This is a genomic window from Campylobacter sp. BCW_6877 (genome assembly GCF_001762445.1).
GTDB lineage: Bacteria > Campylobacterota > Campylobacteria > Campylobacterales > Campylobacteraceae > Campylobacter_D > Campylobacter_D jejuni.
Genome location: NZ_MJWW01000028.1, coordinates 1 through 13751, shown reverse-complemented (window position 1 = coordinate 13751; position 13751 = coordinate 1). Strand labels below are relative to the sequence as shown.

Here is a 13751-nt window from a genome sequence, read left to right as displayed (position 1 = left end):
GCAAATGGTTGGACGGAGAAGAATAACTGGTAGCCAGCCTTGGGATTAAGCCACCCACCCAGAACGGAATAGAAAAGCCCCGGAGTTGCGACCTCCGGGGCTTTTTGCTGTGCCACATGAGCACTTCTGTCATTTTCGCCTACTGGCATTATACCATATGCCTTTCGGCATTTCAAGTATGCCCTACTTCCACCACTTGTAAACTGTGGGCTTGCTCAATCCTGTCTCCCGTATGCAGTCTGCTTTCTTTCCGTCCGGGTGCTGACGCTGCCATTCTTCGACAATCTTCGACTTTTCTCCGCTGCCTTTTGGTCTACCATTTCCCTCTCTCCAATCCCTATCCTGTCTTTTCATACGAATATCACGAATTGCCCTTGCTTCTTCTAAGTGATCAGCCTGTTTTTGGTAATTCCTTTTATTCGCTGGCATAGGAATAGCCGATACTCTTTCCGCTTCACTTCGACTATATGTGACATAATTTTCTTGATAAAACTGCATAGCGTCCATTATATCACGCTTAGTAAAACGGTTATGCTCATCATCTGACATATCATCAAGAAACTGCAATAGGGAAAAAGCGTCCGTAAAAAGCTCATCTTCCGGAATATCGCACTTAACGGCATAGGACGCCAAAACGCAAAGGCAGCTGTATCTATGCCCTACAGAAGCTCCCTCTTTTATTTTCCGCAGCCACCAATCATATAAGTCCCTTTTGATATGCCAACGCTCACGGTATGAACCATTTTTAGAAATAAATAATGGAGACTATAAATATATAGGCGTTGATAAAAATGGAAAAGAAGTTGATTTTACTCCTAGCTTTAGAAATACACTTGCTAGCACTAAAAACGAGTTAGCATTTTCTGTAGCCGGTGGATATGCTGGAAGTTTAGCAAAAACAGCAGGACAAACAATAGCCAAAAAAGCTTTAAATTATTTCGCACCATCTGCAATTGGTGCTGGAAGCGGTGCCGTATCGGATCTTCATTCACAAAGTAACAATACAGGAATTGAAGCAAGTTATATAGACTATGCTAAAAGGTTTGGAAGTGCAGCCGCAGAAGATGCCTTAGCAGGTGCTGTAGTTGGATCAGCTATAAAGGGAATAGGAAAAACATATAAAAGTGTTGGTGATTTAATAAGCAGTGTTAAAACAGGAGCACAAGCTGGTAAAGATATGATAGATGGCATGGCAGTAAAAGGTGGTAATTTAAAAGAAAATATAGGGGATAAGCTTAGAAAAATAAGCCCTAGTATTTTAAATGATTTAGCTTCACAAGGTAGCGAAACTTCTAGACTTTATGCTAAAGAAATTGCAGATAGTAAAGGTAATGGCGTCTATGATGAGCTTTTAAAAAATGCAAATAAAATACCTTTAGAGGTCAATCAAGGAAATGCTATTGTTGATACTATTGCTAATAAGGCTAATTACTTTAAAGAAATGTCAAAAAATAAAACTATAAACAATATTTTAGAAAAAACAGAGGAAGGTTTAAGAACATTTAGCAAAAATATAGGTTCAAAAGAAGCAATACTAAATCAACAAAATCTCTTAAACATGTCTTTAATGGACGATGATTTAGCAAAAATGGCAAGAGATGTTTTAATCGCCAAGCCTGAAGTTGCTAATAAAGTTGGTAATACTTTAGCAAATAGCGATGAAGCTTTACTTAAAAACTTAAAGCTTGATAATGAATTTAGTGCTAAAAATCTTTATGATTTAAATAACACTAGAAAATTAAGAGCTTATGAAGAGTATGGAAAAGGACTTGATAAACTAGATGAACTTAATCCAAATGGCATAAAAATAGATAAAAAAAACTTAAATGATTTAATACAGAACGCTGATTTTTTTGGGCAAAACATACCTAAAGCTTTAAAAGACTTTTTAAAAGAATTAAATAGCAATACTCCTATGAGTGCTACAAAACTTAATACACGCATTAAAGAGCTTAGTGAAGAGATAAAAACAAATAAAAGCTATGATTTTAATAGCTTTTTAGAAAACTTAAAACAAAACCTATTAGATAGTATGGTAAAAAATGCTACTAATCCACAAGAAGCAAAGGAGATTTTAACCAAGATTAGAAGTGATTATAAAGCTTTTAAAACTTATGAAAAAAGCAATATAGCAGATAAACTTTCAGGCAGTGAAAAAGATATTACTAAAAAATTAAAACAACTTATAGATGAAACCAATCCTAAGAAAAACTACGAAAGCATAAGTAAGGGACTTAATGATAAAGAGTTAATCATACTAGATGATGAAATTATAAAAAGATTTATAGATAAAAACAAGCTTGAGTTTAATGGCAAGTATATAGTTAATTATCCTAAATTAATGAAAGATATTGAGAATTTTACTCCTAAAAGTAATAGTGCAAAAGAGAAAATACAGGTTTTAAAAAGTATTTATAATTTGCGTTCAAGCTTTGAGTATATCATTGATGGTATTTTTAATACTAAGGCAAAAGAAGCTGGAAAAGGTATATCAACTGACTTTAAAGCAAGAGCTATGACTATGCTTGTAAATAGCTTTACAGATCATGTGGCTTTTATTTTTTTAAGATTTGCAGAAATTGGCAAGAGAGCAGGACTTAGGATACAAATGCGAAGAGCTTTTGCAAATATTAATACCTTGCAAGATTTTAATAAAGCTAGTAAAGAATTTATAGAAAGTATTAAAGATAAAGCATTAAAAGAAGAAGCTGTAAAAGCTAAGAGTGAGTTTAATACCAAGATTAAGGATTTAGTGCAAGGGAATGGCTTTGTGATGTATCAAACTAAGCCTAAACAAAATAATTATAATGTAGAATTTAGCTTAAATGATAATGTGAAAAAGAATTTAAATTTAAATATAAATGAATTAAAAGCTAACTTGCATAGACTACAAGAAAAACACCCTGAAATGTTTAAAACAAATGGAAGCGTTGCAAGAGTGATTAAAGAAATAGCAAATAATCCTAATAGATACTATGCAAACAATAAATTAGATATTTCTTTGGTTGCCAAGGATTTGAAAAATGGTAAATTAGGTAAAATGGGTATAGTCAATCAAGGTGAAAATATAGGCAAAGTTGGACATCTTAGTATATCTAGCAATAAAGAAAAAGAAATTGATAGGCTAAACGATAGAAATAAGAAACATTTAGGGGTGGGGTCGCCTACTCCCACACTCCGTGTCGCTGATGATTATCAGCACGGACAGAAGGCTGGTGCGAATGCACATTCCCTAAATAATCCTAATTCTACCCAAGCTAAGCCTAAAAAAAACTTAATGGATGATATAAAAGAGAATATTAAGAATAAAGAAGTAGAGAAAAAGAATAAAAAAAGCGTAAAACAAAGACTTGATGAAAAAATACAAAATGATAAAAAGGCTAGAAAGCAAAGAATTGAGAAAATAAAACAAGTTATAGCTAGAAAGCAAAAAATAGATAAGGTTAGAGATAAAAAAAATAACAGGGAAATAGCAGGAAAAATAGGCACTCATGCGCTAAAAAATCTTATTAAATTAAAAGAAAGGAGAGAAGATAAATAAAAATTAAGGGTTTATCCCTTAATTTTATTACAATTGCTTCAATCTTCAAACTATTCTTAATATTAATAGGAAAAGATAAAGAAAATGTAAATTAATTTTTAGGTTTGTTTTTTATAGAATCAATTATTTTAGGTAAAAGTGTCAATGCTCCTAATATAAAAGCAAAATAAGCACCTTCATTATGCCCATTAAGAATAAGATATAATCCAACACATATACTAGTAATAGTTATAAGTAGAAAAGATACCATTCCAAAACCATTCCAAAAATGATAAGATTTTATATCTTTTTTTCTAGTTTCTATATTTTTATTCTCTAAATCTAGTATTTTATTATCGTTATCTTTTTTATACTCTAAAGATTTCTCTAGCATTGTCACAATTCTATCTGCTAAATCTTTAGGCAATTTTCCTATAGCATTAAGTTCATTTTCCATAAGAAAATTAAGCTGAGTATTGAAAGTTTGAGATGGATTTTCTTTATTTTGATTTTCTTGTTTAATAGTATTAGGTGTTTTTTGTTTTTGTGATTTTTTCAATTTGTTTCTCTCTAAATTCAATATTCTCTTTATATAATTTTGCTTGTTTTTCTCTTATAATAGCATTTAAATCCCATAAATTAAAGCATTCGTTTTTTATAGGTCTACCTACAAAACCATCTACAAAAGCTTGTGTTTTTGTCATTTTGGTTTTCCTTATTTTTGTTTTGTGATTTTTTCGAATTTGGCGTTATACTCTTCATTGCTATGTTTTCTTAATTCTTCGGATTTTTTATAAAAATCAGTTATCATTGTTTTTCTATCTTTTAAAGATGTAGCTTTAAGGATATCTGCATTAAACATATTTGTAAAGCCAAATAAAAAAGCATTTATGTTTGACATTTTTACTCCTTAAAATTCTTAGCTTATACTGATTTTAATTAAATTATACCTTTTTTATAGTTAATTTATACTTATTTATATATTATAATCTTACTTTTTTTAAAATAAATAATTTGCTTTAAAATACACTATTTTTATTTTATAAAAGGTTTTATAGATTTTGAAATTTCATCTAAAACTTTTGCTTTTTCATAATTAATGAGCCAACTATCAACCCATTTGGGTGTTTCGCCTTTTGCATTCCAATTGATAACACCATTATAAACAGCTCCGACCATATTTGCAAATTCTTTTTTTGTAAGCTCTAATTCATTTAATTTTTTTTCAAATGTTTCTATATCCATTTAATATCCTTATGGTTTTTCAATTTTAAAAACTATCTCTTTTATTTGCTCGTATGATTTTACTTTTAAATGATTTTCTAAAAAAGGTTTAGTCCAATCAGGCACACTATCTATTCTTTTCCAATTCATTATAGTTTGATACGGTGTATTTGATATTTGCGAGAATTCTTTTTTGCCAAGATTTGCTTTTGCTAATAATTTTTCAAATTCATTATTATCCATTTTTCTCCTTTTTATATTGTTTCAATAGTTTTATTATATCAAAAATTAGTTAAAACCTATATTAAGCCTTGACAAAAATATTTTTTAAATATATAATTACAGCGTTTAGTTAGTTAAACAATATTTTTTACAAAGGAGTTTTTATGACAGATTTAGTTGTTATAAACGGGCAGAATGTGAGTTTTGAAGCGGTGGGCGACCAAACCTACACCACTTCATTAAGTATTTCTAGTGTGTTCAAGAAAGAACACAAGAATATTTTAGCAAAAATTGATGAATTGCCACAAGATGAATTTCGTGAGCTTAATTTTAAGCTTACGGAGAGAACCGCTCAATTTGGGGCAGTTATTAGAAGTGAGCCGTATTACAAAATCACCCGTGATGGTTTTTCTCTTTTAGTGATGGGTTTTACAGGTGAAAAGGCTTATAAATGGAAAATCGAGTTTATCAAAGCTTTTAATGAAATGGAAAAAAGACTAAGAAATATTGAATATGAGAAGCACGATAAGTTAGCTTTTAGACAAAGTTTAGGTTACAAATCTCAATTAGCACAGCAAAAGCAAAAATATGAGAATGAGATTAAAGCTTTAAAGTATGATTTAGAACAAAGTAAAAACAATTTTAAAGATAAATTAAATTGTATATTGGCTAAAAATGGTTTATATGCCTTTGATTTTAAAACTTTTAAAAATTATGCCTTAAAGCTAGAAAAAATGTTAAAAGATTTAAAAGATGATGAAAACAAAGAGAATAAACTACTTTTAAGAATGCAAAATGATTTCTTAGAATGTTTAGAACTTTATAAAAGTATAAATATTTGAAGTCTTCACCCTGCTTTTTTTGAAGACTTTTTAGTGTTTTAAGGATAAACTAAGCAGGGTTTCTTTAAAATATCATTAACTATATTAAAAGATTAGTTCTTATCTAGCTCTTTATCGCTACGATAAGGACTACTAAAAGCATTAAGATTATAATAACTTCATTCATCTTAACCTCCTTTCAAACTTTTTACAAAGTCTTCAAAGAGATATCCTTAAAACTATAAAATTATACATAAAAAATACTTAAAAATTTAATTTCATTTCAAAACACACTATATTTGAAATAGTCATTTTTGGAAAAATCCTTAAAACTAAACTAAGGAGAATTTAAAAATGGCTTTACCTTCAATGGGGCATACAGCACCCGCAACAGAAAATGTTAAGTTAAAACAATCAATATATGAAACGATTATTAAAATTGGAGCTACTGAAACACCAATTTTAAATAAAATAGGTACTTCAAAGGTTACAAATCCTTTAACTCATAGTTGGATTACTGATACTTTTGAAGAACCAAAAAAGAATGCAAATTTAGAGTTAAGTAAATTTGTAGGTGAAACAAAAAACACAGCCCAAAAAACTACAAATGCTACTCAAATATTCATTACCGAAGCCATGGTATCAAAAGCTTTGTTAAAAGCAAATCAATATGGTGGCAATGAAATGGAGTATCAAATAGGCAAAAAAACCAAAGAACATAAAATGGATATGGAATATGCTTTATTTGGTCTAGGCAGAGATAGTGATGTAAAAAAATCAGTTTTCAAAGATTATGTTCAAGCACAAGAAGCAACAAGTGGAGAAATGGCTGGACTTTTTCATTATATCGCTAAAGGAAAAGATAGCTTTGCTGATGGAAAGCGTGGAAATGTATTAGCTTTTGATGAAACAGGAGATTGGAGCGGAACTGCAACAGAACTAACAGAAGATAAACTTAATCAAATTTTGCAAACCATTTGGAATAGCGGAGTTACGCCTAAAGATGTCTTTTTAGGAGCTGACTTAAAAGGAGCTATTAACAAATTTGCTACAAGAATTTTAGGCAATGAAACAAAACTAGCAGGACAAGTAGTAAGCCTTGAAACAGATTTTGGAACGGTAAATTTCCATATGCATAGATTATTAAGCCCTAAATATGGTTTGGGTGATGTTTTAATTGCTGGGGATTTTGAGTATATGAAACATGGGCTTTATATTCCTACTATGATTGAAGATGTTCCAACTGATATTACTGTAAAAGCAAAAAGATTTTATACGCAAAGCACTTTAGAAGTAAGAAATGCTGATGCTTTTGCTATAGGCGTGGGATTAACTAGTGGAAATAATGCAAAGGCTAAAGCGGTTTTAAAAGCAGCAAAAGGTGCATAATGCTTTGTATTATGGCTAAAAAACTCATTATCGCTAAAGTTAAAAATTCTTACAAAATGATAGAAGATGATGAAGTTTTGAAAGCTTATTTTATGGAAGCATTTTATTATATTTTATCAAAATGTGTTCCTAGCGTTCTTTTAAAAAATGTAGAGCAAGGCGAAAAAGTTTTTAGGCAAGTTAGAAATAATCATTTTTTGATTATTCCTGATGAGCCTGATTTTGACAATGAAAAAGAACATTTAATGATAGATGAAACACTTAGTTTTGCTGTGATTAATTATGTTTGTTATTTGATTACAAGATGCGAAGAAAAAGACTTTCTGGCATTATGTGACAAGATAATTTATGAGTATATAGCTAATGATGGCAAGGAGCTTGATGATGAAAGAACATGGTTGTAATTGTAATTTCGCAAAAAAATTTAATAGAGCTTTGAGTTATAAAGACTATGTGCAAAGTATAAATAGTGCTGATTTTATAGCTTATTTAGATGATAAAAAATGGCTTTTAGCCATGGATGATCTGCTTTTCTTTTGTGAAAAGAGAATTAAAGATAGTGATTATTATGAAGGTTAAAAATGGGAACAAGCTTAAATGAATTAAAAACAGGTAGAGAAAAACTTGAAATCATAAATCAAGTTTTAGCTAGAATAAACAGCATTTCAGAAGCAATAGACAATACAAGACTTGATGAAGTTGTAGGCTTAAAACAAGCTTGCGAATCTTTAAAAAATGAATGTTTAAAATTTAAAAATGATATTGTAGATAAAAATGATGATATTTTAAGCAAATATGATGATATTAATAAAAAATATTCAAATATAAGTGAAAAATACAACAATGTAAATGCAAAATTTGATTATATTAAAGAAGCGTATGAAGATTTTTCTTTAAATAAACAAGAAATACAAAACATTAAAGATTTTTTAGAAAATAATACAGAAGAGTTTGAGAATTTAAAAAAAGATATACAGAAATATGAAGAAATAAAATTTAATTTAGATAATTATATTAATGAAATTAAACAAAATAAAGATTTTGTAAAAGAATATTTTGATTTGAACACAAAAATTAAAGATGAAATTTTAAGTGAACTTAATCATGCTTTAGAAATTGTAGATAGCTTACATTTAAATGTTGATGAATTAAAAGAAATAAAACCTGAATTAATAAGTATTAAAAAAGAAGTAAAAGATTTAGTAAATGAAGCAAAATTAGTAGTAAGTGAAGCAAGCGAAATTATAAAAAATAAAATTAACACTATATTCTTTGAAAACCAAAGATTAAATCAAGAAATGATAGATAGTGTTAAAAAGCTAGAAGAAATTAAATTTGATATTGGAGTTAAATATAAAGAAATAGCTAGTGCATATGAACTACTTTTAGAAAGCAAGCAAAATATAGAAGATTTAAGAGAAGTTATAGCTTTATATAAAGAATTTGAAAATGATATAACATCTTATTCCCAAATTATAAAAGATTTTAAAAGTAAAATAGAAAATTTAGAACGAGATTTAAAATCACAGTCTGAAAGTATCTACTCTTCTTTAAATGATAAACAAAATGAAATATTAAAAAATTTAAATGAAGTAAAAAATGAAGCTTTAGTTAAATTTGATGAACTTACAGCAAAATGTGAAGGGTATAAAATACATTTTGAACAAAGTTATGATAGGTTTAATCAAAGAGCTTTGATAGCTAATGAAGATTTAGGTAGGTTAGCTGAAGTTGCTAAAAAAGAACTAGGTAATGATAAGTTAATTTATGAAACAGAATTAAAAGTTTTAGCTGAAGAAACAATAAAACAAATGGAAGAAATGCTCAAAGGTTTAAGTGATGAAAGAAATGAAGTCACAGAGGTTTTTGAAACTCAAAAGAAAGAATTTACTACTCTTGTAGATACTTCTAAAGTTATGATTGACAACTTAAATCATATTTTTAATGCGAATTATCAAGCAAAGAAAAATGAGTTTAGTATTATTTTTAATGAAAAATTGCATAGTTTAAACGAGAATAAGCAAGATTTTTTAAATGAGCTTGTGAGCGCAAAAGAAAACGGACTCAATAAAATAAATGAAACAAAAGATCAAAGCCTTAATGAAATAATCCAAACAAAAGAACAAGGACTTAATGAGCTTGAAACTAAAAAAGGTGAGTGCATAGATGAGATTGACAATCAAGCAAGAATCTATGATATAAGTGGTGTTAAGGCTAATGTTGAATATCTTCTTTCTTTGCTTAATGAGAAAGATGATGGTAAAGATGATGGAATTAAAGATGAAATTGCAAATATAGAGCAAGGTATAAAAGATAAAGAACAAGAGCTTGAAGAGATAAAAAAGCAAATTGAAGAAGCTTTAAACAATAATGATGAATTAAAGCAAAAAAATGAGGAATTAAAGGAAATTAAAAATCAAATCGATGAGGCTTTAAGTCAAGAACCACCTGCTGATACAAGCGAACTTGAAGAGAGAAAAGAAGAACTTGAAAATCAAATTGCTGAGCTTGAAAAAGAGATTGCTGGTGAATTAATTAACAAAAAAGAGGAAATTGAAAAAGAACTTGAAGAAGCTAATCAAAACTTAGAGGACAAAAACAATGAGTTAGAGCAAAATGAAAAAGATAAAAAGCTAATTACACAAAAAGTATTAGATATAACTATTAAAACTTTAGAAGCACTTATAGATACAAAAGTAAGTTTAAATGGTGATGAAGAGATAATATGGAAATAAAACTTTTGCTAATCCTATTTTAGTAAAAGTAAATCCAACTAATAATAACCATTTAACAAATAAAATCTATGTAGATACCGCTTTAAATACAAAAGCAAATTTAAATGGAGATAATATATTTAATGGCACAAATACTTTTAATCAGGCATTAACTTCTCGGGCCAATCCAACAAATGATAATCACTTAACTAGAAAATGGTATGTAGATTATGGTGGTGGAATTAAAAATCTTGGCACAACTGGCAGTATAAATCTAGATTTAAGACAAGCTCAACATTTTATTTTAACAGCAAATGCAAGAACAAGCATAGGAATAGCTAATTTTGGAGGAGTAGGAAAAAGCGGAACAATAACCATAAATAATTGTCAAAATGTAGTAGCTTTTAATGCCCCTTTTAATTTTAGAATAGCTCAAAGTGGATTTAGTGGCACTGAAACTTTTGCTTATTTTTGCATAGCTTCGAATAATGTAAGATTAGTAAGGACTTAAAATGAATTGTCTCCTTCTTTCTAATAATGGTATAGCACTAAATTTACCTCCATCTTTAGGAGGCTCGGTTGCAAATTATAATTATATGTTAAAGCTAGACATGATTTATAAACAAGCAGTGGTATTGCCATCAAATATTAATAATAAAGAAGTGGTTATGTTAGGCGAAGTTTGGACGACTGGAAATATGTCTAATAAAACTTCCGCAAATACTTTGCATATCACATGGAACAATTTAACTCTAGTGTAGAATTGCATGCTTTAAGTAAATATTACACTGCCAATGCAAAAATCAAAGTAGAGAAAAAATTCAATTTTGGAAATATAAACAACTTACAAATAATGCTAAGTTCTTGGCAAAGCGGTAGTGCAAATGCAAGTGCTGGTTGGAACTTAAATGATGGGGATAGATTAAACCCAAGAGCAAATTTAACATTATACTGGAATTAAGAAAGGGTAAATATGTTTTATGATTTAAAAAATAAAAGTTTAAAATATGATGATATTTTTTTAAAAGATGTAAAAATACAAAACGAAGAAGGTGAAATTGATGCACAAGATACTTATTTTTTAAGTGCTTGCGATGATAAGCTTTTAAAAGAGCTTGGTTTTGCTAAAGTTAAAGAAGAAATCCCAAGTTTTAATGAAAAAATTGAAGAACTTCGCCAAATTCAAACTTATGATGAAGAAAATAATCTTTATATTATTTCTTATGAGATTAAAGAAAAAGCATTAGAAGAGTTAAAAGAATTAAAATTAGAAGAACTAAAAGCTATAAAAGAAGAAAAGCTTTTGTTTATGCCTTTTAAAAATACTATATTTCAAATTGACACGGAAGCAAAAATTAATATTAGCGGAAAAGTTAGCGAGATAATGTTAGCAAATCTCAATAATACTCCTTTGGAAAATATTGCTTGGATTGATAAAGATAATAAAATCATTACATTTAACAAAGAAGAATTTTTAGAATTTGGGGTTGGTATCGCTAAATATACTGAAAGTATTATTTTTAAAAATGATGAACTAAGAAATAAAGTGAAAAATTCCACATCTTTAGAAGAATTAAATTTAATTGTTTGGGAGAGTGAAAAATGAGTACTGAAAATATAATAAAAGAAGGTGCTATGCTCGGTTCTTTAAGTGGATCTGCATTATTAGGATTGATGGTTTTTGTCTTAGCTGGGATTGCATGGCATTTATATAAAACTTTACATAAAGAAGCTGGGGAAAGAACAAAAGAACTTATAAGTGAAACCAAAAATACTAATGTTCTTATTAGAGAACAAATTGCAGTATCCAGAGCAAGTAGCGATAGTTTGGTTAAATTTATAGAAACACATTGCTCAAAAACCAATGACAAGCTAGAAGCTATAGAAACAGATCTTATGAGAATGGATGAAAGGCTTGTTAAGCTTACTCAAATAAGAAATGATGAATTAAGAAGTATTTTTAAAAAAAAGGAAAACAATGACTAAAACAGAATTAAAAAGGGTTTGTGTAAAACCTTATGATAAAGATAGATTTGAAGTGATACAAGATTATGAGTTTATTTTACCAAATTACAAAGGCATTGTACCACAAGGTTTTAAAACTGATGGAGCGAGTATTCCACGCCTTTTTTGGTCTTTGTTTCCACCTTTTAAAAGTGAGTATTTTAGCGCTTGTGTTGTCCATGACTATTTGTGTATAAATGCAAAATCAAGAGATGATTATAGGCTAGCTGATCTTGTTTTAAAAGAAGCAATGCAAGCTTTAGAAATAAATAAATTTAAGATTTTTGTTTTTTATTGCTCTTGTAATTTATTTCATCAGATCAAATGTTTAATAAAGGGGATAAGATGAGCGTGGATTTAAGAGAAATTGCCATAAAAACAGAAGAAATCAATAAAGATTTTAGTGAAGCTTTAGAAATTTTAAAAGAACTTTTTAAAAATGGAGTAAAACCAAGCGATGAAAGTATTAAAAATGCTATAAATGAAGTTTTAACAAGTTTTAACTTTATAAAACAAAGTGAATTAAAAGAAAAACTAGAAGCCTTGCTAGAAGAGCTTGACATCAATGCAAATATCAATGAAGAGAGTTTAAAAGAAGTTGTATTAAAAGTTGTTTTAGAAAATCAAGAAAGTTTAAAAGGTGATAAAGGAGATCCTTTTACTTATGAAGATTTTACAGAAGAACAGCTTGAAAATTTAAAAGGGCAAGATGGAGCTAAAGGAGCTGATGGTAAAAGTGCTTATGAACTTTGGCTTGAAAATGAAGAAAACACGGGAAAAAGTCAAGATGAATTTTTAGAAAGTTTAAAGGCTCAAACACCAACAAAAGAAGAAATTAAACCTATTATAGAAGAGATGCTCGAAGATATGAAATTAAATTTAGGCATTAATGGAATAAAAGTATCTAATTCTATTCCCACTCCAAAAACAAAAGCTAATGTTAATGATTTAATTATAACTTATAATGAAAATGTAAAACAACTTTGGCTTTGTGTGGCAAGTGATGATAAATACACAAGTTGGATTAATTTGCTTGGAAATGAAAATATTACAGCACAAGAGTTGATTATTATTAGTTTTGATACAAATTTAAATAGTGGTCAATATGGCGGATGTTTAAGTGATTTGCGTTTTGGTTTTGAAAATTCTTTAGCAAGCACTACGCAAATTATAAAAGGACTTAATGAAGGCAGTTTTTTAATCACTAAAGATGGAATGGGTTTAAAATCTAAAAATTATACTGAAGTTAGCGTTCTTTCAAAACCAAGTAAAAATCAAATAGAAGGAAATATCAAAACGAGCGGAATTTATAATGATCCTGCTTGGCATAATATTACCAATGCTTTAAAAAAATATGATGGCAATGCAAATGAATGCTGTCTTTGGGCTTCTAATATAAAAAATAGTGTAAGTATAGAGCTTTTTACAAATGAAATTCCTATGAGTCTTTTTTATAGGCAAGCTGGATATTATGGAAATGTCAATCTTTCAAATATAAAAATGCAAAAAGCCCTTAGAGTTCAAAATGAAATTATAGTCGAGAGAAGCTTTATAGGAATAAAAAAAGAAATTGATAAAACTACCTATGGTGATAATGCTTTTTTATTTGAATTTGAAGAAGAAAAATGAGTTTAAATCTAAAAATAAAATACAAAAAATAAAAAGAAAGGAATTATAATGAAAATAACAATTAATAGAAGATATACTGGTAAAACTTGCGTTATTGGCAAATTTAAGGTTTTAGATGATGAAGAAAAAATTCTTTTTGAATGCTTTTCTTTGGAAGAAGATAAAGAGGGTTTAGAAAGTGGTAAAGATTTAAGAATACCTGAAGGAAATTATAATTTAAAAAGACAT

General features: G+C 28.6%; 17 protein-coding genes and 1 pseudogene. 12 read left to right on the top strand and 6 right to left on the bottom strand.

The window, feature by feature from the left end:
* Positions 1-183: 183 nt before the first annotated feature.
* The gene (locus AJ936_RS01820; protein ID WP_002892961.1) at positions 184-633 is read right to left on the bottom strand and encodes a hypothetical protein; all 450 of its coding nucleotides are present in this window, start codon (positions 631-633) and stop codon (positions 184-186) included.
* 79 nt (positions 634-712) lie between these two features.
* On the opposite strand from AJ936_RS01820, the gene AJ936_RS01815 reads away from it, so the two are divergent.
* Positions 713-3541, top strand: a complete 2829-nt coding sequence (locus tag AJ936_RS01815; RefSeq protein WP_070273993.1) for a hypothetical protein — start codon at positions 713-715, stop codon at positions 3539-3541.
* A gap of 91 nt (positions 3542-3632) precedes the next feature.
* On the opposite strand, the gene AJ936_RS01810 is transcribed toward AJ936_RS01815, so the two are convergent.
* The 5 genes from AJ936_RS01810 to AJ936_RS01795 all read right to left on the bottom strand — a co-directional run bounded on the left by AJ936_RS01810 (position 3633) and on the right by AJ936_RS01795 (position 4987).
* Complete coding sequence (locus AJ936_RS01810; RefSeq protein WP_004306059.1) at positions 3633-4079, bottom strand: hypothetical protein; 447 nt, start codon at positions 4077-4079, stop codon at positions 3633-3635.
* The gene (locus AJ936_RS10265; RefSeq protein WP_162842413.1) at positions 4048-4224 is read right to left on the bottom strand and encodes a hypothetical protein; all 177 of its coding nucleotides are present in this window, start codon (positions 4222-4224) and stop codon (positions 4048-4050) included. The genes AJ936_RS01810 and AJ936_RS10265 overlap by 32 nt, the downstream gene beginning before the upstream one ends.
* A gap of 11 nt (positions 4225-4235) precedes the next feature.
* On the bottom strand, positions 4236-4421 hold the full coding sequence (locus AJ936_RS01805; RefSeq protein WP_002861670.1) for a hypothetical protein: 186 nt from the start codon (positions 4419-4421) through the stop codon (positions 4236-4238).
* A 134-nt stretch (positions 4422-4555) separates the two neighbouring features.
* Positions 4556-4765 (bottom strand): hypothetical protein, encoded by a 210-nt coding sequence (locus tag AJ936_RS01800; protein ID WP_002861671.1) that lies wholly within the window; start codon positions 4763-4765, stop codon positions 4556-4558.
* A gap of 9 nt (positions 4766-4774) precedes the next feature.
* The gene (locus AJ936_RS01795; RefSeq protein WP_004306054.1) at positions 4775-4987 is read right to left on the bottom strand and encodes a hypothetical protein; all 213 of its coding nucleotides are present in this window, start codon (positions 4985-4987) and stop codon (positions 4775-4777) included.
* A 143-nt stretch (positions 4988-5130) separates the two neighbouring features.
* Here AJ936_RS01795 and AJ936_RS01790 point away from each other — a divergent pair, with 143 nt between their 5' ends.
* The 11 genes and pseudogenes from AJ936_RS01790 to AJ936_RS01740 all read left to right on the top strand — a co-directional run.
* The gene (locus tag AJ936_RS01790) at positions 5131-5808 is read left to right on the top strand and encodes a Rha family transcriptional regulator (protein ID WP_004306052.1); all 678 of its coding nucleotides are present in this window, start codon (positions 5131-5133) and stop codon (positions 5806-5808) included.
* A 333-nt stretch (positions 5809-6141) separates the two neighbouring features.
* Positions 6142-7176, top strand: a complete 1035-nt coding sequence (locus tag AJ936_RS01785; protein WP_070273992.1) for a DUF5309 family protein — start codon at positions 6142-6144, stop codon at positions 7174-7176.
* Complete coding sequence (locus tag AJ936_RS01780; protein ID WP_038816909.1) at positions 7176-7580, top strand: hypothetical protein; 405 nt, start codon at positions 7176-7178, stop codon at positions 7578-7580. Before AJ936_RS01785 ends, AJ936_RS01780 begins: the two co-directional genes overlap by 1 nt.
* Positions 7561-7755 (top strand): hypothetical protein, encoded by a 195-nt coding sequence (locus tag AJ936_RS01775; protein ID WP_052773616.1) that lies wholly within the window; start codon positions 7561-7563, stop codon positions 7753-7755. The genes AJ936_RS01780 and AJ936_RS01775 overlap by 20 nt, the downstream gene beginning before the upstream one ends.
* 2 nt (positions 7756-7757) lie before the next feature.
* Positions 7758-9911: a hypothetical protein gene (locus AJ936_RS10520; protein WP_250578765.1), complete on the top strand. Its 2154-nt coding sequence runs from the start codon at positions 7758-7760 to the stop codon at positions 9909-9911.
* 491 nt (positions 9912-10402) lie between these two features.
* Positions 10403-10851 (top strand): annotated as a pseudogene (locus AJ936_RS10685) (hypothetical protein).
* Between the two features lie 12 nt (positions 10852-10863).
* A complete protein-coding gene (locus AJ936_RS01760; RefSeq protein WP_004306046.1) occupies positions 10864-11496 on the top strand; it encodes a DUF4376 domain-containing protein in 633 nt (210 codons plus the stop codon).
* Positions 11493-11876 carry a hypothetical protein gene (locus tag AJ936_RS01755; RefSeq protein ID WP_004306044.1) on the top strand — a complete coding sequence of 128 codons (384 nt, stop codon included), beginning with the start codon at positions 11493-11495 and terminating at the stop codon, positions 11874-11876. Before AJ936_RS01760 ends, AJ936_RS01755 begins: the two co-directional genes overlap by 4 nt.
* Positions 11869-12243: a DUF1353 domain-containing protein gene (locus AJ936_RS01750; protein WP_004306042.1), complete on the top strand. Its 375-nt coding sequence runs from the start codon at positions 11869-11871 to the stop codon at positions 12241-12243. Before AJ936_RS01755 ends, AJ936_RS01750 begins: the two co-directional genes overlap by 8 nt.
* The gene (locus AJ936_RS01745; RefSeq protein WP_057981351.1) at positions 12240-13523 is read left to right on the top strand and encodes a hypothetical protein; all 1284 of its coding nucleotides are present in this window, start codon (positions 12240-12242) and stop codon (positions 13521-13523) included. The genes AJ936_RS01750 and AJ936_RS01745 overlap by 4 nt, the downstream gene beginning before the upstream one ends.
* Before the next feature lie 48 nt (positions 13524-13571).
* Positions 13572-13751 (top strand): DUF5675 family protein (locus AJ936_RS01740; protein WP_222555544.1); only part of this gene is annotated, 180 nt, incomplete at its 3' end.